This window comes from Mycobacterium attenuatum, from assembly GCF_900566085.1.
GTDB classification, from domain to species: Bacteria; Actinomycetota; Actinomycetes; order Mycobacteriales; family Mycobacteriaceae; genus Mycobacterium; species Mycobacterium attenuatum.
In genome coordinates this window covers 25,826-49,032 of sequence record NZ_UPHT01000163.1, presented here as the reverse complement: position 1 = coordinate 49,032, position 23,207 = coordinate 25,826, and the positions used below count along the sequence as shown (strand labels likewise).

The following is a 23,207-nucleotide window of genomic DNA, read 5'->3' as shown; positions in this document are numbered from 1 at the left end:
CTGATGGGGCCGACGGTACCGGCCAAGACGGCGGCCACGGCGGGCGCGGCGCGGCTGGTGGCAGCGGTGGCGACGGCGGCAAGGGCGGAGCGTCTTTCACCAGCTTCGGTGGACGGGGCGGCGACGGCGGGGTTGGCGGAAACGCCGGAGACGGGGGAGACGGCGGCGACGGCGCCGACGGCCCGAACGGTGGCACGGGTGGCGGCGGCGGCGATGGCGGTGATCGCGGTTATGGCGGGGCCGCCGGGCTCGGCGGTGACAGCGGGATCGCCCACAACTTTGGCGATGGCCTAGCCGGTGCCGGCGGCCAGGCCGGCGGTAACGGTGGTGACGGCGGTGACGGCGGAGACGCCAGTCCGGTCGCGGCGGGAATGGCTGGCGGGACCGGTGGTCAGGGCGGGACAGGCGGCAACGCCGGGCGGATTGGCGAGGGCGGGGCCGGCGGCAATGGCGGTAACGGCGCCGACGGGTCGGACGGTGTCAACCCCATCGCACTTCCCAAGGCCGGGCAGGCCGACAGCGGGTTCAACGGGGCGTCCGGAGGCGGCGCCGGGTTCGACGGCAAAGATGCTGTCCAGGTGGTCGGCGGTGGCACCGGTGCTGGTATTTGGGGTGGTGATGGCGGCGACGGTGGAAGCGATTCCGGACTCGGCACCATGCAGGGAGGCGACGGCGGCAACGCCGGAGCCGGTGGCCTCGGCGCCAAGGGTGGTGAGGGCGGTGACGGCGGCCGGGCTGATGCCACCTTGGGCTTCGCCACCGGCGGCACAGGAGGAAAGGGGGGCACTGGCGGTCCCGGCGGTGGTGGCGGTGACGGCGGCGACGGCGGCTTCGCCGGCAGCCGACCGGCCGAGGTCTTTCCCGCGTTTCGGGGTCAAGCTTTCGGCGGCCGGGGTGGCGATGGCGGGGATGGCGGTGCCGGCGCTAACGGTGGCGGCGGCGGCAAGGGCGGCGACGCCGACGCCGTTCACGCTTTCGGTGGTAAGGGTGGCGTCGGCGGCCGGGGCGGCGCAGGTGCACACGCGTTTGCCGGCGGTGGCGGTGGTGCCGGCGGAGCCGGTGGTGCGGGCGGCTGGGAGTCGGGCAACGGCGGGGCTGGCGGCACCGGCGGAAAAGGCGGCATGGGTGGCGACGGTGCGGGTGGCGGGCGTGGCGGCAGCGGCGGCGGCGGCGGCGACACCTATCGCTTGTTCCTGGGCGGCAAAATACCCGCGCCAGACGGGACCCCGGGCATGGGCGGTGGCGGTGGTGACGGCGGTGTGGGTGGTAACGGTGGTGCCGGTGGTAACGGCGGGGCCGGCGGGGCCGGCGGCACGGCGACGGCAGGTATCGCGGGTAGCCACGGCGCCGGTGGTCAGTCGGGCTCCGGCGGTGGCGGCGGCGCCGGCGGTGACGGCGGGACCGGCGGCACCGGTGGGAAGAATGCCGATCCTTTGTTCGGCAAAGGCGCCGACGGAGCTGACGGCCGGTCCGGCGCCGACGGAATGCGCGGCACAGACGGTCAGGCGGGCGCCTCTGGCTAACCGGGCTGGCGGTGGGTCATCTCTCATGAGAGCGTCGCCCAGCATTCCTGCACTGGGTGGCCAGGCTCCGCCGACTTGGTCGGCCGGGCATATCGCACCCGGCTTGGGCCTGCGGTGCTGCCCAGGGATGCGCCATCGGCGGGCGCCAAGGATCGCGCTTCAGATTGCACGGACCGGCGAAAATGGGTTCGGCGATGCACGTCTTACATCGCCTGTCAACCCCCAATCTCCAGCTGCGGTGCCCCTGACCTGCGCCGTTGATCCGCACGTGTCAGGGGGGCGTGTTAGCATGGAGTGACGAAAGGGGCTCAAATCAGATGATCTTCAAGGTCGGTGACACCGTCGTCTATCCACACCACGGTGCTGCGTTAGTAGAGGCGATCGAAACCCGAACCATCAAAGGGGAACAAAAAGAGTATCTCGTCTTGAAAGTGGCGCAGGGCGACCTGACTGTTCGTGTGCCGGCTGACAATGCTGAGTACGTTGGAGTCCGCGACGTCGTCGGCCAAGAAGGCCTTGACAAGGTTTTCCAGGTGTTGCGTGCCCCGCACACCGAAGAGCCCACCAACTGGTCACGTCGCTACAAGGCCAACCTTGAAAAGCTGGCTTCCGGCGACGTGAACAAGGTCGCCGAAGTGGTGCGTGACCTGTGGCGCCGCGACCAGGAGCGGGGTTTGTCCGCGGGCGAGAAGCGGATGCTGGCCAAGGCTCGGCAGATTCTGGTCGGGGAACTGGCGTTGGCTGAGAGCACTGACGACGCCAAAGCAGAGACCATCCTCGACGAGGTTCTGGCCGCCGCGTCCTGAACACCCCGAGACTCTAGGTGACTGGAGGCAGCGGCCCCGTAGTCGCCATCGTTCCGGCCGCAGGTTCCGGTGAGCGCCTCGCTGTCGGTGTACCCAAGGCGTTTTATCAACTCGACGGGCAAACCCTGGTCGAACGCGCTGTCCAGGGCCTGCTGGAATCCCAGGTCGTCGACAATGTCGTCGTAGCTGTCCCGCCGGACCGCACCGATGAAGCAAAGCTGATCCTCGGGCACACGGCCACGATCATGCCCGGCGGCGCCAACCGCACCGAAACTGTGCGCCTAGCCCTATCCGTCCTGGCTGAAACCGCTGAGCCGTCGTTTGTCCTGGTGCATGACGCGGCGCGGGCCTTGACGCCACCGTCGTTGGTCGTGCGCGTGGTCCGCGCCTTGCACGCCGGTCACACCGCCGTGGTGCCCGCGCTACCACTTGCCGACACCATCAAGGCTGTGGACGCCAGCGGGGTGGTATTGGGTACTCCGGAACGGGCAGGCCTGCGGGCAGTGCAGACCCCGCAAGGGTTTGCCGGCGATCTGCTGCTGCGTGCCTACCAGCGTGCCGGCACCAGCGATTTCACCGATGACGCGTCATTGGTTGAGCACATCGGCGGCCAGGTTCAGGTGGTCGAGGGTGATCCACTGGCGTTCAAGATCACCAACCGGCTGGATCTGCTGTTGGCGCACGCAATAGTGCGCGGATGAACGGGCTGCCGCGGGTCGGTTTGGGTGTCGATGTGCACCCGATCGAACCCGGACGCCCGTGTTGGCTGGTGGGCCTGCTGTTTCCGAGCGCTGACGGCTGTGCCGGACACTCCGACGGCGACGTCGCGGCGCATGCGCTGTGTGATGCCGTGCTGTCGGCGGCCGGGCTGGGCGACATCGGCGACGTGTTCGGAGTCGACGATCCGCGCTGGGCGGGTGTCAGCGGGGCCAATATGCTGCGCCATGTCGTCGAACTGATCACACAGCACGGCTTTCGGGTCGGTAATGCGGCCGTCCAGGTGATCGCCAACCGGCCCAAGATCGGTTGGCGTCGTCTCGAGGCGCAGGCGGTCATGTCGCGTCTGCTCAATGCGCCGGTGTCGGTGTCAGCCACCACCACCGACGGGCTTGGCCTGACCGGGCGGGGCGAGGGCCGGGCCGCCATTGCGACGGCATTGGTGATTTCGCTGCGCGATCCGTTCCCAGCTCAGTAGGGTCCGGCGTGCCTGCAGCACTAGGCAGTAAGCTGGCACGTCGTGACCGATCGCGCCCGCTTGCGGCTCCATGACACGGCAGCCGGTGCCGTGCGCGATTTTATTCCGCTGCGCGACGGACACGTTGCTATCTACCTGTGCGGCGCCACCGTTCAGGGACTGCCCCACATCGGGCATGTCCGCAGCGGGGTGGCGTTCGACATCCTGCGACGCTGGCTGATGGCCCGGGGTTTCGACGTTGCCTTCATCCGCAACGTCACCGACATCGACGACAAAATCTTGAACAAGGCCGCCGCGGCGGGCCGACCGTGGTGGGAGTGGGCCGCCACCTACGAGCGGGCGTTCAATGCCGCCTATGACGCATTGGACGTCATGCCGCCCTCGGCGGAGCCGCGAGCTACCGGGCACATCACCCAGATGATCGAACTGATGGAACGCCTGATTGAAGCCGGCCACGCGTATCCGGGTGACGGCGACGTCTACTTCGACGTGCTCAGCTACCCCGATTACGGCCAGCTGTCGGGGCACCGGATAGACGACGTCCACCAAGGCGAGGGGGTGGCCACCGGAAAGCGGGACGAACGCGACTTCACCCTGTGGAAGGGTGAAAAACCCGGGGAGCCGTCCTGGCCGACACCCTGGGGCCGCGGCCGTCCGGGCTGGCATCTGGAATGCTCGGCGATGGCCCGTGCCTATTTGGGTGCTGAGTTCGATATCCATTGCGGGGGAATGGATTTGATTTTCCCGCATCACGAGAACGAGATCGCGCAAAGCCGGGCCGCCGGCGACGGGTTCGCCCGCTACTGGCTGCACAACGGCTGGGTGACAATGGGCGGCGAGAAAATGAGCAAGTCGCTGGGCAATGTGCTGTCGATACCGGCGATGTTGCAACGGGTCCGGCCGCCCGAGCTGCGCTACTACCTGGGCAGCGCGCACTACCGGTCGATGCTCGAGTTCTCCGATACCGCCCTCCAAGATGCCGTCAAAGCCTATGTGGGAGTGGAGGATTTCCTGCACCGGGTGCGCAGCCGGGTGGGTGCCGTCGCAACCGGCGAATGGACCGCGCGATTCGCCGAGGCCCTCGACGACGATCTGTCGGTTCCGATCGCGCTGGCTGAAATTCACCACACCCGCGCCGAAGGCAACCGGGCACTCGACGCGGGTGACCATGAAGGCGCTTTGCGGAGCGCCGGTTCGATCCGCGCGATGATGGGCATCCTGGGCTGCGACCCGCTCGACGAACGTTGGGAATCGCGTGACGAGACCACTGCCGCCCTGGCGGCGCTCGACGTGCTGGTGCACGCGGAGCTGGATAGCCGCGAGAAGGCACGTGAACAACGCAATTGGGCGCTGGCCGACCAGATTCGGGATCGCCTGAAGAACGCCGGCATCGAGGTCACCGATACCGCAGACGGGCCCCAGTGGACGCTGGGCGGTGACGGCAAGTAGATGGCCGGCAATTCGCAGCGCCGGGGAGCGGTACGCAAATCCGGCACGAAAAAAGGCGCTCCCGTCGGATCGGGAGGGCAGCGCCGTCGTGCACTCGAAGGCCGCGGCCCCACCCCGCCGGCGCACCTCCGGCCCAACCATCCCGCCGCCAAGCGGGCCAAGGCGCAGTCGCGCCGCCCGGTACGCGGTCGAGTCGACGAAACCGAGACGGTGCTTGGCCGAAACCCCGTGCTGGAATGCCTGCGGGCCGGTGTTCCGGCCACCGCGCTGTATGTGGCGCTTGGCGCCGAAGCCGACGAGCGACTAAATGAATCCGTCTCGCGCGCAGCTGATTCCGGAATACCTATCCTCGAGGTGCCGCGCGCAGATCTGGATCGGATGACGGCCAACCACCTGCATCAGGGCATCGCATTGCAGGTGCCGCCGTACCAGTACACCCACCCTGACGACCTGGTCGCAGCCGCCCTGGAGGCTCCTCCGGCGCTGCTCGTCGCGCTGGACAACATCTCCGACCCGCGCAACCTCGGCGCGATCGTGCGGTCCGTGGCGGCGTTCGGTGGTCATGGTGTGCTGATCCCGCAGCGCAGATCCGCCTCGGTGACGGCGGTCGCATGGCGAACCAGCGCGGGTGCGGCGGCCCGGGTTCCGGTGGCGCGAGCCACCAATCTCACGAGGACACTGAAGGATTGGGCCGACCGCGGGCTGCGGGTGATCGGGCTGGATGCGGGCGGGGACACCGCTGTCGACGACTTGGACGGCAGTGACCCCGTGGTGGTGGTCGTCGGCTCCGAAGGCAAGGGGCTGTCGCGGCTGGTGCGGCAGAATTGCGACGAGGTGGTGTCCATCCCGATGGCCGGCCAGGCCGAGTCGCTGAACGCATCGGTGGCGGCCGGGGTGGTACTCGCCGAGATTGCCCGCCAACGCCGGCATTGAGTGGCGAGCAGACGCAAAAGCCCCCGACACCCCGAGCGTGCGGGGGCTTTTGCGTCTGCTCGCGGGACTGTGGCGGCGTCAGCTAGCTGGCCCAGGCGGACATGTCCGTCAACTGGGTGAGCCGGACGCTGTTACCGGATGGATCGCGGAAGCCGGAATCGATGCCGTACGGCCGCTGTTCGGGCGGCTCGGTGAACTCGACCCCGCGGGCCGTCAGCTCCCGGTAACTGGCCTGGCAGTCGTCGGTGGTGAGAAACACCGTGCCGGCGAAGCCTTTTGCCATCAGATCGCGGACTTGTTGGCGCGTGGCCTCATCCAGCATGGGCGGGCCGGGGACGTCCATCAAGACGATGGACACGTCATCCTGGCCGGGCGGTCCAACGGTCAGCCAGCGGAAGCCACCAAGCTCCGGCAGCGAAACATCCTGGCGCACTTCCATGCCGACCTTTTCGGTCCAGAATTTCAGTGCCGCGTCCTGGTCGTGTACCCATAGCTGGGCGCTTGCGATTTTCAACATGGGAATGACGCTAGATGGTCGGCGCGTCCGGCGTCTTCTCCCCGTGTGCTGGCTTGGGGCGAGACTCTGCTGTCGGCCGGTGGCCGGGTGTGGGATCGCAAGATGCAGTGCGGTACCCGGGCGTGCAGCGCCGCCGGCGGCAGCCTGGCGCGGTAGGCGGCCGGCGGCTTGCCGTAAACCCGGGCGAAGCTGCTGGTGAAGGAGCCGACGCTGTGCAGACCGACCATGACGCAGACCTCCGCGATTGACCTGTCGGTGTAGCGCAGCAGCGCCGCGGCCCGCTCCAGCCGGCGGGTCTGCAGATAGGCGCGGGGAGACTCGCCAAATGTCCGGGTGAACATGCGGCTGAAGTGAGCGCGTGACAGCCCCGCCGCCGTGGCCATGTCGTCGACGGTGATCGGTTCGGCGTATCGCGCGTCGACGAAATCCTTGGCGCGCAGCAGGTATCTGGCCGGAGGCGGCTGCGGCATGTCGTCCAGTATGGCGGGTTCGGCAGCACAATTCATCGGACACCCAGTAGCTGCGCGCTCGCCCACAACGCAAGCACCGCCGCCAGCAGCGCGGCGGGCACCGTGCACAGCCCGAGGCGGGTGTACTCGCCGACGTCGGCCGCGACGTTGTGGCGGCGCAGCACTCGCCGCCACAACAAGTTGGACAGCGAACCGACGTAGGTCAGGTTGGGACCGATGTTGACCCCGATCAACACGGCCAGCACCGCGACCGGTCCGCTGGCCGCCACCAGCGGCAGCAACACCAGCGTCGCCGGAAGGTTGTTGACCAGGTTGGCCAGCGCGGCTGCCACTGCGGCGATACCGAGCAGCGCCGGCAGCCCCGAACCGGACGGCAACACCGCCGACATGGCGGTACCGACTCCGTTGAGCATGACGGCCTGCACCACGACCCCCAGCGCCAGCACGAAGACCAGGAACGCGACGTTCGCCGAACGCACGATCTCCGGCACCGACGTGTGCCCACGGCGGAGGCTGCGCAGCGCCAACAGCGAGACGCCGGCCAACGCGGCCCACGCCGGCGCCACCGCCGCCGCCTCGGCGATCACGAACCCGGCCAGGGTCAGCGCCACGACCACCAACACGAATACCGGCGGCCGCGGCGGCGGCCCGAGTAGCTCGGGGTCCGGCGCAACGCGCAGGTCCCGGGCGAAGAACCACCGAAACACCGCGTAGACCGCCGTGACCGCGGCCAGCCACGGTAGCCCCATCACCAGCGTGAACTTGATGAACGGGATCCCGGCGACGTGGTAGGCCAGCAGATTGGTCAGGTTCGACACCGGCAGCAGCAGCGACGCGGCATTGGCCAGGTGTGCGGTGGCGTAGGCGTAGGGGCGCACCGGAGGCCGCAGCCGCCGTACGACTGCCAGCACCACCGGGGTCAGCAACACCACGGTGGCATCCAGGCTGAGCACCGCGGTGATGACGGCGGCGATGACGAACACGTGCCGCAGCAGCCCGTGCGATCCGGCGCTGGTTCGCGCCATCGCCGCTCCGGCGGCCTCGAACAGGCCCTCGTCGTCGCACAGCTTGGCCAGTACCAGCACGGCGCCCAGGAATGCGGCCACCCGTGCCAGCCCGGCAACCTGGGCGGCCGCCTGCTGTGGTGAAATCGCGCCGATCCCGATCAGGATGACGGCCGCGGGAACTGCCGCCAGCGCCTCGGGCCAACCGCGCGGACGGGCGACCGCGAAACCCAGGACGACAGCAAGCAGCAACAGCGCAACGACGAGAGTCAACGCGCAAAGCTCTTCACTGCCAAGGGTCCTCGCGCCGCCACACCGTCGGCATCTGCACCGCGATGCCGTCCGCTGCGCCCAGCTCGTCGAGGACCCGGACGGACACGTCCAGGTCGTCGGCCGCATACGGTATGGCGCGCAAGGGTTTTGACAGTGGGCGGAAGAAGTCGTCCCAGTGAACCAGGATCACTCGGCGGGCGCCGACCGCGCGCACCACCTCGGCCCAGTAGTCGACCAGATAGGACCGCGGCTGCAGGCCCAGCTGGCCGACACCGAGGTAGACGACATCGGCCCGGTACCCGTCCAGGGCACCCTTGATGAAACCGGCGCTGCCCTGGATCAACAGCCGCTGGCCCGACGGCCGGTGGTGTACCAGCGTGGACCACGCTTCACCGCAGCGATAGGCCGATGCCCGCACCGGCGGCACCACCGGTGCGCCGATCACCCCGGGAAATCGGTCGGGCGGGCAGTGCTGCGACTCCACCAAGGTCACTTCGTAGGAGCCCAACTCGATCGGCTGCCCGGGGACGGCGACCACCAGCCGGTCCTCGGGCAACCCGTGGCCGCGTCCGACATTGGCCGCCGACTCACCGCCGACCAGGTGCGCGCCGGTGCGCTCGGCTACCAGCGCGGAGTCCATCGCGTGGTCGATGTGGGTGTGCACCGGGATGACGGCCGCAAGCCGCGACACCTTGGCCCGGGCCAGGCAGCCGTCTACCCGTGCCGGCGACGGTGCTACTTTGGCCGCGGCCACCTGCGCCAGGCTGGGCCGGGAGAAGAAGCCGTCGGTCAGCAGCGCTGAGGAGCCGTCGTCGAGCAGCAGCGTGCTCACACCCATCCACAGCACTGATACCGGCGAATCCGGTTGGGCCGCAGGCACAGTGAACCGGCGAGCATAGCAGGCCAGGTCGGGGCGACCGAGTTTCAGCCGCATCAGCAGAACGCCTTGATCTCGGTGCCCGCGGCCGCCAACCGGTCTCGTACGGCTGTTGCAATCTGTACCGCCCCCGGTGAATCACCGTGCACGCACAGCGATTCCACGGTGATGGGGACGGGTGTGCCGTCGACCGCGGTGACTGCGCCGGTAGCCACCATAGTCAACGCGCGCTCGGCGATCGCCGCGACGTCGTCCAATACCGCGCCGGGTTGGCGGCGTGAAAGTAGCTGTCCGCCAGGCGTATACGCGCGATCGGCGAACGCCTCGGCAACCGTGCGCAGGCCGAGGCGGGTGGCCTCGTTGAAAAACACCGATCCCGTCATACCCAGCACCGGCAGCGCCGGGTCGACCATCCGCACCGCCGCAGCCACGGCGGCCGCCTGCTCGCGGTGGGTGACGATCGTGTTGTACAGTGCGCCATGGGGTTTGACGTAGGAAACCGCTGAGCCACTGGCCTGTGCGATGGCCTGCAGCGCGCCGATCTGATACACGACCTCGGCAAGCAGATCCTCGGGGTCGACGTCGATGAAGCGCCTGCCGAACCCCGACAGGTCGCGGTAGCCGACTTGGGCGCCGATCCGCACGCCGCGTTCTGCCGCCGACCGGCAGACCCGCAGCAGCCCGGCCGGGTCTCCGGCATGGAAGCCGCACGCGACGTTGGCGCTGGTGACGATTGCGAGCATGGCGTCGTCGTCACCCAGCTGCCACGCGCCGAATCCTTCGCCGAGGTCGGCGTTGAGGTCGATGGAAACCACGTCCTTAGCTTATTGCGGGATGCCGGCGACCAGGTGGCCGACAAGACCCCGTCAGTGTCTGGCGGCCCTGGCCGCAATCTGCTCGGCGATGTGGACTGCCGCCGAACCCTTTTGACTGTAGGCGTACGTCGCCACGTCGACGGCGACGTTGTTGCGCACGGTCAGCGCGCGCTGACAGTTCCAGCCGTCGCCGCCTTCCTGCAGTTGTGAGGTGCTGAGCGTGCCGTTTTCGGTGACGACGTCGGTGACGGTCCAGACAGTGGTGGGTTCGTCGGGAGCGACGTCGTCGAACCGGCGGTTCGAACAGTTTTTCCAGCTCTGCACCGACGTGGTGTAGAACGCCGAGGCATCGTGGGCGGTCGGGAACGCGACGATCGCCTGAATGGCGTAATGCTGGCGATTCTTCGAATCGTCGACGCTGTCGTCGAGCCGCTGGCCGCGCACCGCGGTCCAACCGCTGCCGGCATACACCGTGTCCTGCGCCGGACCGTCCACCGCGAGGCAATCCCGGTCGGCGACGTTCTTGCACCAGTCCTACATGGCCCTGGCCCGGTACCACACCGTCATCGATGTCGCGCCCAGCTCGCTGCTGACCTGGCTCACGTCGAGCAGCAGCCCGTCAAGCGCGCTCACCAATATCGGAGTCTGGATCGGTCCCGACGTGTCGGCCGCCACCGCCTTTCCCTCGACGGTGCTGGTACACCCCGCGACGAACATGCAGGCGCCCGCCATCCCGGCAAGCGCGGCCATCTGTTGGCGCACTGTCTGCTCCCCGTTGCGACGCCTGACTGTGGCCGATCCGGCGCCGTGCCCACCGCCGCGGACCGTCCGCGACCAGCATAAACGCCAGGGTGCCGAGGCCGCGCGAGCAGGCGGCGCAACTGTCGCGTGGCCGGGCCGACGGACCCGCTGTAGCCTCACCGAACGTGGGCCCCTCACCTCGCCGGCGGGCGACTCTGGCGTCACTGGCTGCTGAGCTCAAGGTGTCGCGCACCACCATTTCCAATGCGTTCAACCGGCCGGATCAGCTTTCCACCGAACTGCGTGACCGGGTGCTGGCCACGGCTAAACGGATGGGTTATGCCGGACCCGACCCGGTGGCGCGATCGCTGCGGACCCGCAAAGCCGGAGCCGTCGGCTTGGTGATGGCCGAGCCGTTGACCTACTTCTTCTCCGACCCGGCAGCGCGGGATTTCGTGGCAGGAGTGGCGCAATCGTGCGAGGAGCTGGGTCAGGGCCTGCTACTGGTCGCGGTCGGGGCCAGCCGCAGCCTGGAGGATGGCACTACCGCCGTGCTCAGCGCCGGGGTCGACGGCTTCGTGGTGTATTCGGCTTGCGACGACGACCCTTACCTGCAGGTGGTTCTGCAGCGGCGGTTGCCGGTTGTGGTGGTCGACCAGCCGAAGGACCTTCCCGGAGTATCCCGGGTCGGCATCGACGACCGGGCGGCGATGCGCAAGATCGCCGACCACGTGCTCGGGTTGGGGCACCGCGACATCGGGCTGCTGACCATGCGGCTGGGCCACGACCGCCGCCAGGGCCTGGTCGACGCGGAGCGGCTGCAGTCGCCGGCCTTCGACGTGCAACGCGAGCGCATCGTTGGCGTCTGGGATGCGATGACGGCCGCCGGCGCCGACCCGGATTCGCTGACCGTGGTGGAAAGCGACGAACACCTGCCGACGTCGGGCGGTGCTGCCGCCAAGGTGGCGCTGACGGCCAACCCGCGGATCACCGCGCTGATGTGCACCGCCGACATCTTGGCGCTGTCGGCCATGGATTACCTTCGCGGACATGGGATTTACGTGCCGGGCCAGATGACGGTCACCGGGTTCGACGGCGTGCCGGAAGCGATCAGCCGCGGGCTCACCACGGTGTCTCAGCCGAGTCTGCAGAAAGGCAGACGTGCCGGTGAACTGCTGCAGCGGCCGCCGCGGTCGGGTCTGCCCGTCGTCGAGCTGCTCGATACCGAGCTGATCCGGGGCCGCACCTGCGGACCCCCCGCTTGGGCTTAGGCTTAGGCGCTCTCCTGACCGCCGAGCAATAGCCGCACGGCCAGATCCAGCCGCTTGCTCACGTCGGTGGCCGACGCGCGACGGGTCAGCCACGCAAGCAGATTGGACAACCACACATCTGAGATCACCCGTGCGATGTGGTATTGATCCTCGGTCGGCTCACCGTCGGCCATGGCGCGGGCGAACATGGAATCGATGAGCTTTTCCACCTGGTCGACCTCGCTGGCCGCCGATGCATCGGCAAAGACGTAGGCGCGTGTCATCGCCTCGGTCAGCAGGGGATTGCGCTGCATCGCTCGATTGAGCTTGCCGACCATGAAACTGAGCCGCTGGTATGGAGTACCGCCGGTCAGCGCGGAGCGGTCGGTCTTGGCGTCGATCCGGCTGAATTCGCGGCCCAGTGCCGACACCAGCAGATGCACCTTCGACGGGAAATAGCGGTACAGCGTGCCGACGGCGACATCGGCCCGATCGGCCACGGCGCGCATCTGCACCGCCTCGTAACCGCCTTTCGAGGCGATGGCCATGGTCGCATCGAGAATGCGCTTGCGACGCTCGCGCTGTGCCTCCGAACCCAACTCGGACTCAGCCAATACCGCCACGTTCATGACCTCTCGCGGTTGCGTGTCAGAAGTGCGGCCCGGACTTGTGTTCGCTGGAGACATGTGGCGCGCAACTCCTTTCCCGGGCGAGTCGCCGGCAAACGATACGCATGCTGTGCGTGAATTTCCCACCTCCAGGTCGCCGGGACAACGTCGTGTACTGGCCTAATAGCTGTCGACTTGACGGTTGATCATTGTCACTATTAGAACACGTTCTAGTGGCTTTGAATGTCCCTCGACGTTTCCGGCCAGGTGAATTTGACGACGGGGAGGGCTGAACGTGGTAACGATCGTCACCGACGAACAACTCGCGGCTCGCGAGTTGGTGCGTGACTGGGCCCGCACTTCGGCCTCCGGAGAAGCTGCGACAGCGGCGGCGCGTGCCATGGAAGCCGTAGAACAAGGCAGCCCCGACGCCTGGCGGCCGGTGTTCGCGGGCCTGGCCGAATTGGGAATGTTCGGCGTTGCCGTGCCGGAGGATCGCGGCGGCGCCGGCGGCACGTTCGAAGACCTGTGCGCCATGGTTGCGGAGACGGGCAAGGCTATGGTGCCGGGCCCGGTGGTGACCACCGCGCTGGCCGGCCTGGTGGTGCCGGATCCCGAATTGCTGGCCGGCCTGGTCGCCGGCGAACGCGTCGCCGGGCTGGCACTCGAGGGCGACGTGCAATTCGACGCCCAGACGCAAACAGCGTCGGGGACCCTTCCGTGGGTGCTTGGAGCCACCGTCGATGCGGTGTTGCTGATGCCGGCCGGCGGGCGGTGGCTGCTGGTCGATGCCACCGCTGAGGGCGTGCAGACCGAGCCGTTGCGGGCCGCCGACTTCTCGCGGCCGCTGGCGAAAGTGGTGCTGACGTCGGTGCCGGCCATCGTGATCGCGGACTCCCGGGGGCGCATCGAGAACCTGGCGGCCACCCTGCTGGCCGCCGAGGCCGCCGGAGTGACCCGGTGGGCGCTGGATACCGCCGTGGCCTATGCCAAGGTTCGTGAGCAATTCGGCAAGCCGATCGGCAGCTTCCAGGCGGTCAAGCACCTGTGTGCGGAAATGCTGTGCCGCGCCGAGCAGGCCGAGGTGGCCGCTGCCGACGCAGCGCGGGCCGCCGGGGAAGTTGGGGACCCCGACGACCGCCAATTCGCCATCGCGGCCGCCGTTGCCGCCGGTCTTGGTATCGCCGCCGCCAAGGCCAATGTCAAGGACTGCATCCAGGTGCTCGGCGGCATCGGGTGCACCTGGGAGCACGATGCGCACCTGTACCTGCGCCGGGCACACGGCATCGGCCGGCTGCTCGGCGGTGCCGAGCCCTGGCTGCGCCGCATTGCCGCGCTGACCCGCGACGGCGTTCGCCGCCGGCTGACCGTCGACCTGGCCGGGGTCGAAGAGCTGCGTCCCGAGATCGCGGCCGCGGTCGCCAGCGTCGCGGCGCTGCCGCAGGAGAAGCGCCAGGTTGCCCTGGCCGATGCCGGCTTGTTGGCGCCGCATTGGCCGCCGCCGTACGGACGCGGCGCATCCGCCGCCGAGCAGTTGCTGATCGATCAGGAACTGAGCGCGGCGGGCGTGATCAGGCCGGACCTGGTGATCGGCTGGTGGGCAGCGCCGACCATTCTCGAGCACGGCACGCCCGAACAGATCGAGCGTTTCGTCCCGGGCACCCTGCGTGGCGAGTTCCTTTGGTGCCAGCTGTTTTCCGAACCGGGCGCCGGCTCCGATCTGGCATCGTTGCGCACCAAAGCGGTGCGTACGGAAGGGGGGTGGCTGCTCAGCGGGCAGAAGGTGTGGACGTCGAAGGCGCATTTGGCCAAGTGGGGCGTGTGTCTGGCCAGAACCGATCCGGACGCGCCGAAGCACAAGGGCATCACCTACTTCCTGGTGGACATGACGTCGCCCGGTGTCGAGATCCGGCCGCTGCGGGAAATCACCGGCGACGCGCTGTTCAACGAGGTCTTTCTGGACAACGTGTTCGTGCCCGACGAGATGGTGGTCGGTGCGGTCAACGACGGCTGGCGGCTGGCGCGCACCACGCTGGCCAACGAGCGGGTGGCGATGGCCAGCGGTACCGCGCTGGGAAACCCCATGGAGAAGCTGCTCGAGGTGCTGGGAAGGTCGGAGCCCGACGTCGCCCAGCAGGATCGGTTGGCGAGGTTGATCATCGTCGCCCAAAGTGGTGCGCTGCTGGATCAGCGCATCGCCCAACTGGCCGTCGGTGGACAGGACCCGGGCGCGCAATCCAGCGTGCGCAAACTCATCGGGGTCCGCTACCGCCAGGCGCTGGCCGAATTCATGATGGAGCTCTCCGAGGGGGGCGGCCTGGTGGACAACCACGCGGTATACGAATTCCTCAACACCCGGTGCCTCACCATCGCCGGCGGAACCGAGCAGATACTGCTCACGCTGGCCGCCGAGCGGCTGCTTGGCCTGCCGCGTTAAGCACCCGTCGCCGTCGCGGCTGGTTCGCGGATTCGCACCCATCGCACCCGTCCGGGGCGGCCGTGTCTCCGAATGGCTTATGTCCGACAGGAGCGGCACACGGCCGTCTGGTGACAAAGGAGTCGAAACGAACATGATGAATGGTTGGGCCAGGACAGTCGCGGCGACGAGCCTCGCGGCGATCGCTATCGGGGGTTTCTCGGCTTGTTCGAACAACAAATCGGCCACTGGCCAGTCGACGGGCACTACCGCGTCGAGCAGCATGGCAGCGCCCGCCTCGACCACGGGGATGGCCGATCCGGCGGCTGACCTCATCGGTACGGGCTGCTCGGAATATGCCAAGCAGAATCCCAGTGGTCCCGGTTCGGTAGCCGGGATGGCGCAGGATCCGGTGGCGACGGCGGCGTCGAACAACCCGATGTTGACGACGCTGACGTCGGCTCTGTCGGGCAAGCTGAATCCGAACGTGAACCTGGTCGACACCCTCAACAGCGGCCAGTACACGGTGTTCGCGCCCACCAACGCGGCCTTCGACAAGCTGCCCGCGGCCACGATCGATCAGCTCAAGACGGACTCAGCGCTGCTGAGCAGCATCCTGACCTATCACGTGGTGCAAGGTCAGGCGAGCCCGCGCAAGATCGACGGCACCCACAAGACCCTGCAAGGGGCTAACGTGACCGTGACCGGCCAGGGCAACGACCTCAAGGTCAACGGTGCCGGACTGGTATGCGGGGGCGTTCACACCGCCAACGCGACCGTGTACATGATCGACACCGTCTTGATGCCGCCGAGCCAGTAGCCTCTGCGGAAGCGGGAAAGCCCGGCTGCGGCCGGGCTTTCTTCGTTGGGTGCCCGGCCAATCCGGTAGCCGGTCGGCACCGAATACCAAGCATGTTGACACTCGCGCTGATTGGCTTTGTCGGGGGCCTCATCACCGGCATATCGCCGTGCATTCTGCCGGTCCTGCCGGTGATCTTCTTCGCGGGCGCGCAACGCGGCGATCCAGAGTTGGCCTCGCGCAACGAGTCTGGTGGCGACGGCGCTGTGGCGACGAAACCGCGGCGCGGGCTTTCGGAGACCCTGCGCCCATACCGGGTGATCGGCGGCCTGGTGTTCAGCTTCAGTGTGGTCACCTTGACCGGCTCGGCGTTGCTGTCGCTGCTGCATCTGCCGCAGGACGCGATTCGCTGGGTCGCGTTGGTTGCCCTGGCCGCGATCGGGCTGGGCCTGATGTTTCCCGCGTTCGAGCAGCTGCTGGAACGACCGTTCTCGAGGATTCCGCAACGGCAGGTCGGCAACCGCAGCAACGGCTTCGGTCTGGGTCTGGCGCTGGGCGTGCTGTACGTTCCCTGCGCGGGACCCGTGCTGGCCGCGATCGTAGTAGCAGGGGCCACAGCTCAGATCGGTGTCGGCACCGTCGTTCTCACGCTGGCATTCGCGGCCGGCGCGGCACTGCCGCTGCTGTTCTTCGCGTTGGCCGGCCAGCGGGTAGCCGAGCGGGTGAGCGCCTTTCGGCGTCGTCAGCGTGAAATCCGGTTCGCCGCTGGGATTGTGACGATCCTGCTCGCGGTGGCGCTGGTGTTCAACCTGCCCGCGATACTGCAGCGCGCCATTCCCGACTACACCAGTTCGTTGCAGGACAGGCTCGGCGGCGATCAGCAGATCCGGGAAAAGCTCAACCTCGGCGGCATCGTCAACGACCAGAACGCGCAGTTGTCGAATTGCAGCAACGGCGCCACGCAACTCGAAAACTGCGGCAGCGCGCCAGATCTCAAGGGAATCGTGGAATGGCTGAATACGCCCGGCGGCCAACCCCTCGACCTGGGTTCGCTACGCGGCAAAGTGGTCCTGGTCGACTTCTGGGCCTACTCGTGCATCAACTGCCAACGGGCCATCCCACACGTCGTCGGCTGGTACAACGCCTATAAAGACAAGGGGTTCGAGGTCATCGGGATTCACACACCGGAGTACGCCTTCGAGAAGGTGCCCGGCAACGTGGCCAAGGGGGCCGCCGACCTTGGCATCACATACCCCATTGCGCTGGATAACAGCTACTCCACGTGGACCAACTACCGCAACCGATACTGGCCCGCGGAGTATCTGATCGACGCCACCGGCGCGGTGCGACACATCAAGTTCGGCGAAGGGGACTACAACGTCACGGAGAACATGATCAGGCAATTGCTCGCCACCGCCCACCCCGGGGTCAACCTCCCGGCGCCGGTGGACGCGACCGACCTTACGCCGCAACAGCAAACCACTCCCGAGACGTACTTCGGGGTGGGCAAGGTGGTCAACTACGGCGGCGGCGGTCAGTATGACGAAGGCTCGGCGACATTCGACTACCCGCCAAACCTGGCCGCGGACAGTTTCGCGCTGCGCGGGCCATGGTCGCTGGACTACCAGGCGGCGACGGCCGAAAACGAAGAGTCCAGTATCAAACTCAACTACCACGCCAAGAACGTCTACGTCGTGGCCGGCGGAACCGGAACCCTCGCAGTGACCCGGAATGGCCAGACCACCACGATACCGATCAGCGGACCCCCGACATCGCACCAGATTGTCGCCGGCGACCGCGTCGAGAGCGGCACGTTGGAGGTGCGGCCCGGAAAAGGGCTGCGGGTGTACTCCTTCACCTACGGCTGATTTCGATCATCGGCAATCCAAGACGGCCACCGCTCCGAATCACCAATGTCCGGCATGAACAGATGGCGCACCGCCGTCGAAAGAACCGAAGGAGCCGATAGTGATGAAAAGTCCAATTGCAGCAGCAGGTTTGGTTGCGGCGGCGGTCGTGAGCCTGGCCGTGGCCGCTTCGCCGACTGCGGCGGCCGCCGATCTGGTCGGGCCGGGATGCGCGGATTACGCGGCCGCCAACCCCAGTGGCCCGGCATCGGTGGAGGGGATGTCGCAGGTTCCGGTGGCGGTAGCGGCATCCAACAACCCGATGCTCACCACATTGACCTCGGCGGTGTCCGGCCAGCTCAACCCGCAGGTCAACCTGGTCGACACGCTCAACAACGGTCAGTACACCGTGTTCGCGCCGACTGATGCCGCCTTCGGCAAGCTGCCGGCGTCGACCATCGACCAGCTCAAGACCGATTCAAACCTGTTGAACCGCATCCTGACCTACCACGTGGTGCAGGGCCAGCTCAGCCCCGCCAAGGTCGTCGGCTCCCACAAGACCCTGCAGGGAGCCAACGTGAACGTGACCGGACAGGGCAACAACCTGCGGGTCAACAACGCGGGTGTGGTGTGTGGCGGGGTACCGACCGCGAACGCGACGGTGTACCTGATCGACACCGTCTTGATGCCACCGGCGTAGCTGCCCGTACTCAGCAACCCGCCCAGATTGCCGCCGTGGCTGTGAAAACGTCGAATGCTGTCGAATATCCCAGCCGTGGCGGCAATTTCGGCGTTCTGGGTTGCTGCATCACTCGAGCAGCCGAAGCGGATGCCGGCCATCGACCGCCCCGACGAACGGCGGGTGGATGCTGTAGCCCAGCATGCGCTGAATGTCCGCAGACACCACTTTGACGATCTCGGTCGGCACCGACAGGCTGAACGCCTCGAGCGGCCGCAGCCAGGGTTGGCAGTATTGTGCGGTGACTGCCAGGCGGGATGTCTCGCTAGTGTTGGCGCCGCCGCCATGCCACAGGGTGCCTAGGAAGAAGACGCACGAGCCGGCGGGCATGATCACGGACCTGGGTGCGTCGTCGGGAGTCGGCTGCCGGTCACCCCAGCGATGGCTTGCGGGAATCACCACTGTGGCGCCGTTGTCGGCGGTGAAATCGTCGATAGCCCAGATCGTGGCGGCGCCAAGGGCGGGACGGGGCCGGGGGATCGGGTAGAAGGCATCGTCGTAGTGCAACAGTTGGCTGGATTCGCCCGGCCAGATGTTGATCACCTGTATCGCAGAGAGCAGGTAGTTGGGCATCAGCAGCCGGTCGAGAACAGCCAAGGCCCGTGGATGATCGACCAACCGGTCGCATACCCGGGTCTTGGTCAGCACGCTGTACAGCCGCTGTGTGAGCTGGCCCTCGAAGGAATTGCGCCCATTGTGGTTGAGCATGGGGGCCACCGCGTCCCGGATTCGCTGACATTCATTGTGGCTCAACAGGTTTTCCCAGATGACATAGCCGTCACGGGTCAGCGCTGCCAGATCGGCTTCGACCACCTCGTCAGCAACAGATGCACCCGAGCTGGGCGTCCACCGGTAGCGGCCGGCCAGGTCACCGGTCAAGTCGTCCAGCGTTGAAATGTCATGCTTGGTGCTCATGATCCCTGACTTTCGTGAATGGCAAGGCCGACAGCGCCGGCCACGAATAGCCACACTTGTTCGCAAACCTCGGCGGCGGGCGGGCGAGGGTTTCGGCTGAGCGCCAGCACGCTCATCGCATGGACACCTGACAACGTGGCTACCGACAGCATGTGTGGATCTCGATCCCCCGGCAGCTCACCGAGACGCTGAGCGTGCATGATGTTGCGCGCCGCGACATCGGCCAATTGCCGTACTGAACGGGTATTTTCGGCCACCACGGGCCCGTCGCCCAACGGCCCGCCCAATACCAGCGGCGCCAGCGGCTCGTCGTAGAGAAATTCCAGCCAGTCGCGGATACGCTGCCGCTCACGGTCCGCCCACGTCGGCGCGTCGTAGTTGCGCAGCGTTGCCGCCTCGCCCAGACGACGATAGAAGTCCTCAACCAGCGCGATCAGCAATCCGGAACGGGTGCGGAAATACCGGTAGGGCAGGCCGGTGCTGACTCCGGCCCTGCGCGCGACGGCAGCAACCTCCAGCTCACCAGTTTCGGCCCACTCCGCCACCGCGGCATCGAGCAACACGCGCTGCGTGGTGGATGACCGCGATGTCGTTCTGCTGGGCACACCCTCAGCATAAGTTGAGTTCAACTCAATTCATAGAGCGCCGCCCTGCCGAGTTGCGCGACCGAGCCCGCTCTTGCCAACCTACGATTCACGAAGTATATTACGTGTTATTCAATACGTGTTATATGTTTCCTACAGCCTGCCGACCGGGAGACCTGCACCATGACTACCGGATGCCGCGTACCCGACGACTCAGGTCACGTGCCCACCACACCGACTGCGGTACCTGTCACGGTGGCCCACGGAGACGGCATCGGGCCCGAGATCATGCGGGCGACGCTGGACATCCTCTCCGGCGCCGGGGCCCAATTGGACATCGAGGAGGTGCAGATCGGGGAAGCGGTGTACCTGCGTGGCCACACCTCCGGAATCGATCCGCAAGCGTGGGAATCACTGCGCCGGACAAAGGTTTTCCTGAAGGCGCCGATCACCACGCCTCAGGGCGGCGGGTTCAAGTCACTCAACGTGACGGTCCGCAAAACCCTGGGCCTCTATGCCAACGTACGTCCCTGCGTGGCGTATGCGCCGTTTGTGCCAACCCGCCACCCCGGCATGGACGTGGTAATCGTGCGGGAGAACGAAGAAGACCTCTACGCCGGGATCGAGCACCGTCAGACCGACGAGGTAACCCAATGCCTCAAGCTCATCAGCCGGCCAGGTTGTGAGCGGATCTGCCGCTACGCCTTCGAATACGCCCGCCGGCACGGCAGATCCAAGGTCACCTGTCTGACCAAGGACAACATCATGAAGATGACCGACGGGCTGTTTCACCAGGTGTTCGACGAAGTCGCCGCCGACTACCCCGAAATCGCCTCGGAACACTGGATTGTCGACATCGGCGCCGCGAAGCTGTCCGACACTCCGGAAAGTTTTGACGTCCTCGTGGTGCCTAATCTCTACGGCGACATCCTTTCCGATGTCGCGGCCCAGATTGCCGGTTCGGTGGGCATGGCTGGATCGGCCAATATCGGCGACAACGTTGCCATGTTCGAGGCCATTCATGGGTCGGCGCCGCGTCGAGCCGGTCACGACGTAGCCAATCCCTCAGGGCTGTTGCTCGGTGCGGTGATGATGTTGGTGCACATCGGCCAGGGCGATGTGGCCGCCCGGGTCCACAACGCTTGGCTCGCAGCGCTCGAGGCAGGGGCGGCCACCTACGACATCGTCTCCGCCGGGCGCACGCCGTTGGGCACCCGTGACTTCGCCAAGGCGGTGCTCGCGCACCTGGGCCACCGCCCGCGGCAGCTGGCCGCAGTGGACTACCCGGCCCTGCCCCGCTCGCCGATTGCGCCAGCGCGCCCGGCGACGCGCGCCAAGAAGACGCTCGACGGTGTCGACGTGTTCTTGGACGCCCCGCAAACGCGTCCCGATCACCTGGCCGCCGCCTTGCACTGTTCGGCCGCAGACGGCTGGTTGCAGTTGCAGATGATCACCAACCGCGGTGTCAAGGTGTGGCCCGCCGGCTTCCCGGAGACCTTCTGCACCGACCACTGGCGGGCCCGATTTCAGGCTCCGCGCCCTGGAACAGCCGCGCCCAGTCACATCCTGCAGCTGCTGCACCGGCTGTATCGCGACGGATTCGACGTCATCAAGACCGAGGGTTTGTACCGGTTCGACGGCCAGCCCGCCTACTCGCTAGGTCAGGGGCAATGAAAATACCTGCAGTAAGCCAAGTTTGGGTCTCTATATATCCCGGGTGCACAACCAGAAAGGTTGGTTTCAGGTGACGACCATTGATCTCCCCAGGGCCGTTCATATCGGCGCCGACGAGCTGCCCTTCGTCGACATCGGCGATGGCTCCCAGCTGAAGGTGATCCAGGTGAAGGAGGCCGAGGGCCTCTGGATCGTGGAGAACGTCTTCCGGGCCGGCTACGAGGTGCAGCGGCACAAGCACACCGGGCCAGTGTATGCGTACACGACGTCCGGAGCCTGGAGGTACAAGGAGTACAGCTACGTCAACCGCGCGGGCTCGTTCCTGTACGAACCGGCCGGGTCGGTCCATACGCTGCAGGTCCTCGAGGACGACACCCACGTGTGGTTCCAGATCTACGGGGCCAACCTGAACCTCGACGCCGACGGCAACGTCGAAAGCGTCTTCGACGCAGCCAGCGCCCTGGCGACCTACCTCGCGCTGTGTGAGGCTGCGGGGCTGTCCCGCCCACATGTCCTCCTAGGATGAGCGCCGCGACTAACCCGGGCTCGGTCGATCTGGCCGACCCCGACACGTTCGCCGACGGTGTCCCACACGATGCGCTGACGGTGCTGCGACGCACCGATCCGGTGCACTGGCAGCCGATGGAGGGTGAGCCCGGGTTCTGGGCGGTACTGCGTCATGCCGATGTGGTCCGTGTCGCACAACATCCCGAGATCTATTCCGCAACCGAAGGTGGCATCGTCATCGAGGATCTGGCGCCCGAGACGCTAGCCCGGATGCGCAACATGCTGGCGGCAATGGACCCGCCCCGACACAACGCGTACCGCGCCCCACTGTCACACCACTTTCGCCCCCGCACGATCGCCAGTCTCGAGCAGCGAGTTCGGGATATCTGTCGAACGATCATGACCGAGGCTTGTGAACAAGGTGAGGTCGAGTTCGTCCACGAGGTGGCCGCCCCGCTACCCACGCACGTAATCGGCGAGTTCTTCGGCCTGCCCCGGCAAGACTGGTGCTCACTGCAAAAGCTGGCCGAGCGCATCACCTCGAGTCAGGATCCGGAGCTGGCCGGGCCGAACTACGGTGACGGCGCCGCCGGGGCCGAGATGGCTGCGTACGCGATCGAGCTAGCCGCGGATCGCCGCCACGGCGATCCGGCCGAGGACCTGACCAGCGCGATCTTGAACGCGGACTTCGGTGGCCAGCCGATGAGTGACCCTGATTTCGGCGGCTTCTTCGTCCAACTGGTCACTGCGGGCAACGACACCACCAAGGGCATGCTCTCGTCCGGGCTCTTGACCCTGCTGCGCCATCCGGATCAGTTGGCCGAGCTGCGGGCCGACCCGTCGCTGCTGCCACGCGCGGTCGAAGAGATCGTTCGTTATGACAATCCGCTGCACTATTTTCGTCGCACCGCCCTGGTTGACACCGAACTCTCCGGAACCCATATCAGAGCAGGCGACAAGGTGGCGATGTACTACACCGCCGCCAACCGGGACGAGACCGTCTTCGACGATCCGCAGGTTTTCGACATCCACCGTCACCCGAATCCACACCTCTCCTTCGGGATGGGGGCCCACTTCTGCCTGGGCGCGCACCTGGCCAGGCTCGAGGGACGGGTGTTTTTCGAGGAACTGTTGGCAACCTTTCGGCACATTGAGCTCAGTGGCGTGCCGGCGCGAATTCGCTCGAACCTGAACAACTCACTCAAGCGGCTGCCAATCCGGTTGACCGCGTGAGCGCAACGTGGCGGAGTGCGCGCGTCAGTGGT

The 23,207-nt window shown here is 66.9% G+C and carries 21 protein-coding genes and 2 pseudogenes; 14 read left to right on the top strand and 9 right to left on the bottom strand.

What is annotated here, in order from left to right; genetic code table 11:
* The 6 genes and pseudogenes from EET13_RS32480 to rlmB all read left to right on the top strand — a co-directional run.
* Positions 1-1,523, top strand: a pseudogene (locus EET13_RS32480) (PE family protein); the annotation flags it as partial.
* Positions 1,524-1,840: 317 nt separating this feature from the next.
* Positions 1,841-2,329, top strand: a complete 489-nt coding sequence (gene carD / locus EET13_RS26050; RefSeq protein ID WP_007166539.1) for an RNA polymerase-binding transcription factor CarD — start codon at positions 1,841-1,843, stop codon at positions 2,327-2,329.
* 17 nt (positions 2,330-2,346) lie between these two features.
* On the top strand, positions 2,347-3,030 hold the full coding sequence (gene ispD / locus EET13_RS26045; protein WP_122444960.1) for a 2-C-methyl-D-erythritol 4-phosphate cytidylyltransferase: 684 nt from the start codon (positions 2,347-2,349) through the stop codon (positions 3,028-3,030).
* Positions 3,027-3,524: a 2-C-methyl-D-erythritol 2,4-cyclodiphosphate synthase gene (gene ispF, locus EET13_RS26040; protein WP_122444959.1), complete on the top strand. Its 498-nt coding sequence runs from the start codon at positions 3,027-3,029 to the stop codon at positions 3,522-3,524. The genes ispD and ispF overlap by 4 nt, the downstream gene beginning before the upstream one ends.
* A gap of 42 nt (positions 3,525-3,566) precedes the next feature.
* Positions 3,567-4,973, top strand: coding sequence for a cysteine--tRNA ligase (gene cysS / locus EET13_RS26035; RefSeq protein ID WP_122444958.1), 1,407 nt, complete (start codon positions 3,567-3,569; stop codon positions 4,971-4,973).
* Positions 4,974-5,906: a 23S rRNA (guanosine(2251)-2'-O)-methyltransferase RlmB gene (gene rlmB / locus EET13_RS26030; protein WP_122444957.1), complete on the top strand. Its 933-nt coding sequence runs from the start codon at positions 4,974-4,976 to the stop codon at positions 5,904-5,906.
* 82 nt (positions 5,907-5,988) lie between these two features.
* Here the strand turns inward: rlmB and EET13_RS26025 are convergent, their stop codons facing one another.
* The 6 genes and pseudogenes from EET13_RS26025 to EET13_RS26000 form a co-directional block, all read right to left on the bottom strand.
* The gene (locus tag EET13_RS26025; protein ID WP_122444956.1) at positions 5,989-6,423 is read right to left on the bottom strand and encodes a VOC family protein; all 435 of its coding nucleotides are present in this window, start codon (positions 6,421-6,423) and stop codon (positions 5,989-5,991) included.
* Entirely contained in the window at positions 6,417-6,893 is a 477-nt protein-coding gene (locus tag EET13_RS26020; RefSeq protein ID WP_211189140.1) for a helix-turn-helix domain-containing protein, read from the bottom strand. The genes EET13_RS26025 and EET13_RS26020 overlap by 7 nt, the downstream gene beginning before the upstream one ends.
* Before the next feature lie 32 nt (positions 6,894-6,925).
* Positions 6,926-8,170, bottom strand: a complete 1,245-nt coding sequence (locus EET13_RS26015; protein WP_122444955.1) for an SLC13 family permease — start codon at positions 8,168-8,170, stop codon at positions 6,926-6,928.
* A gap of 13 nt (positions 8,171-8,183) precedes the next feature.
* A complete protein-coding gene (locus EET13_RS26010) occupies positions 8,184-9,104 on the bottom strand; it encodes an MBL fold metallo-hydrolase (RefSeq protein ID WP_122444954.1) in 921 nt (306 codons plus the stop codon).
* The gene (locus tag EET13_RS26005; RefSeq protein ID WP_122444953.1) at positions 9,104-9,862 is read right to left on the bottom strand and encodes a LamB/YcsF family protein; all 759 of its coding nucleotides are present in this window, start codon (positions 9,860-9,862) and stop codon (positions 9,104-9,106) included. The genes EET13_RS26010 and EET13_RS26005 overlap by 1 nt, the downstream gene beginning before the upstream one ends.
* 51 nt (positions 9,863-9,913) lie before the next feature.
* Positions 9,914-10,624: pseudogene (locus EET13_RS26000) on the bottom strand (sensor domain-containing protein).
* A 164-nt stretch (positions 10,625-10,788) separates the two neighbouring features.
* Here EET13_RS26000 and EET13_RS25995 point away from each other — a divergent pair.
* Positions 10,789-11,874, top strand: coding sequence for an Rv3575c family transcriptional regulator (locus EET13_RS25995; protein ID WP_122444952.1), 1,086 nt, complete (start codon positions 10,789-10,791; stop codon positions 11,872-11,874).
* Between the two features lie 2 nt (positions 11,875-11,876).
* On the opposite strand, the gene kstR is transcribed toward EET13_RS25995, so the two are convergent.
* Entirely contained in the window at positions 11,877-12,476 is a 600-nt protein-coding gene (gene kstR / locus EET13_RS25990) for a cholesterol catabolism transcriptional regulator KstR (RefSeq protein WP_168990892.1), read from the bottom strand.
* Positions 12,477-12,756: 280 nt separating this feature from the next.
* Between kstR and EET13_RS25985 the strand changes: the two genes are divergently transcribed.
* The 4 genes from EET13_RS25985 (at position 12,757) to EET13_RS25970 (ending at position 18,223) form a co-directional block, all read left to right on the top strand.
* Positions 12,757-14,898 (top strand): acyl-CoA dehydrogenase family protein, encoded by a 2,142-nt coding sequence (locus EET13_RS25985; RefSeq protein ID WP_122444950.1) that lies wholly within the window; start codon positions 12,757-12,759, stop codon positions 14,896-14,898.
* A gap of 262 nt (positions 14,899-15,160) precedes the next feature.
* Positions 15,161-15,697: a fasciclin domain-containing protein gene (locus tag EET13_RS25980; protein ID WP_425294274.1), complete on the top strand. Its 537-nt coding sequence runs from the start codon at positions 15,161-15,163 to the stop codon at positions 15,695-15,697.
* Positions 15,698-15,789: 92 nt separating this feature from the next.
* The gene (locus EET13_RS25975; protein WP_122444948.1) at positions 15,790-17,544 is read left to right on the top strand and encodes a cytochrome c biogenesis protein DipZ; all 1,755 of its coding nucleotides are present in this window, start codon (positions 15,790-15,792) and stop codon (positions 17,542-17,544) included.
* Positions 17,545-17,647: 103 nt separating this feature from the next.
* Positions 17,648-18,223 carry a fasciclin domain-containing protein gene (locus tag EET13_RS25970; protein ID WP_425294050.1) on the top strand — a complete coding sequence of 192 codons (576 nt, stop codon included), beginning with the start codon at positions 17,648-17,650 and terminating at the stop codon, positions 18,221-18,223.
* Between the two features lie 108 nt (positions 18,224-18,331).
* On the opposite strand, the gene EET13_RS25965 is transcribed toward EET13_RS25970, so the two are convergent.
* Positions 18,332-19,177 carry a phytanoyl-CoA dioxygenase family protein gene (locus tag EET13_RS25965; RefSeq protein ID WP_122444946.1) on the bottom strand — a complete coding sequence of 282 codons (846 nt, stop codon included), beginning with the start codon at positions 19,175-19,177 and terminating at the stop codon, positions 18,332-18,334.
* Positions 19,174-19,782 carry a TetR/AcrR family transcriptional regulator gene (locus EET13_RS25960; RefSeq protein ID WP_122444945.1) on the bottom strand — a complete coding sequence of 203 codons (609 nt, stop codon included), beginning with the start codon at positions 19,780-19,782 and terminating at the stop codon, positions 19,174-19,176. Before EET13_RS25960 ends, EET13_RS25965 begins: the two co-directional genes overlap by 4 nt.
* A 162-nt stretch (positions 19,783-19,944) precedes the next feature.
* On the opposite strand from EET13_RS25960, the gene EET13_RS25955 reads away from it, so the two are divergent.
* The 3 genes from EET13_RS25955 (at position 19,945) to EET13_RS25945 (ending at position 23,175) form a co-directional block, all read left to right on the top strand.
* Positions 19,945-21,435 (top strand): NADP-dependent isocitrate dehydrogenase, encoded by a 1,491-nt coding sequence (locus tag EET13_RS25955; protein ID WP_122444944.1) that lies wholly within the window; start codon positions 19,945-19,947, stop codon positions 21,433-21,435.
* Positions 21,436-21,505: 70 nt separating this feature from the next.
* On the top strand, positions 21,506-21,961 hold the full coding sequence (locus EET13_RS25950; protein WP_122498462.1) for a 2,4'-dihydroxyacetophenone dioxygenase family protein: 456 nt from the start codon (positions 21,506-21,508) through the stop codon (positions 21,959-21,961).
* Positions 21,958-23,175 (top strand): cytochrome P450, encoded by a 1,218-nt coding sequence (locus EET13_RS25945; RefSeq protein WP_122444943.1) that lies wholly within the window; start codon positions 21,958-21,960, stop codon positions 23,173-23,175. Before EET13_RS25950 ends, EET13_RS25945 begins: the two co-directional genes overlap by 4 nt.
* Positions 23,176-23,207: the final 32 nt, after the last annotated feature.

Excerpts from the sequence above, each read along its gene's own strand:
- EET13_RS25975 (WP_122444948.1), top strand. The coding sequence starts at position 15,790 with ATGTTGACACTCGCGCTGATTGGCTTTGTCGGGGGCCTCATCACCGGC.
- EET13_RS26010 (WP_122444954.1), bottom strand. The coding sequence starts at position 9,104 with ATGCGGCTGAAACTCGGTCGCCCCGACCTGGCCTGCTATGCTCGCCGG.
- carD (WP_007166539.1), top strand. The coding sequence starts at position 1,841 with ATGATCTTCAAGGTCGGTGACACCGTCGTCTATCCACACCACGGTGCT.
- EET13_RS25955 (WP_122444944.1), top strand. The coding sequence starts at position 19,945 with ATGACTACCGGATGCCGCGTACCCGACGACTCAGGTCACGTGCCCACC.
- rlmB (WP_122444957.1), top strand. The coding sequence starts at position 4,974 with ATGGCCGGCAATTCGCAGCGCCGGGGAGCGGTACGCAAATCCGGCACG.
- EET13_RS25965 (WP_122444946.1), bottom strand. The coding sequence starts at position 19,177 with ATGAGCACCAAGCATGACATTTCAACGCTGGACGACTTGACCGGTGAC.
- ispF (WP_122444959.1), top strand. The coding sequence starts at position 3,027 with ATGAACGGGCTGCCGCGGGTCGGTTTGGGTGTCGATGTGCACCCGATC.
- EET13_RS25945 (WP_122444943.1), top strand. The coding sequence starts at position 21,958 with ATGAGCGCCGCGACTAACCCGGGCTCGGTCGATCTGGCCGACCCCGAC.
- EET13_RS25980 (WP_425294274.1), top strand. The coding sequence starts at position 15,161 with ATGGCAGCGCCCGCCTCGACCACGGGGATGGCCGATCCGGCGGCTGAC.
- EET13_RS26025 (WP_122444956.1), bottom strand. The coding sequence starts at position 6,423 with ATGTTGAAAATCGCAAGCGCCCAGCTATGGGTACACGACCAGGACGCG.
- EET13_RS26020 (WP_211189140.1), bottom strand. The coding sequence starts at position 6,893 with ATGCCGCAGCCGCCTCCGGCCAGATACCTGCTGCGCGCCAAGGATTTC.
- EET13_RS25970 (WP_425294050.1), top strand. The coding sequence starts at position 17,648 with ATGAAAAGTCCAATTGCAGCAGCAGGTTTGGTTGCGGCGGCGGTCGTG.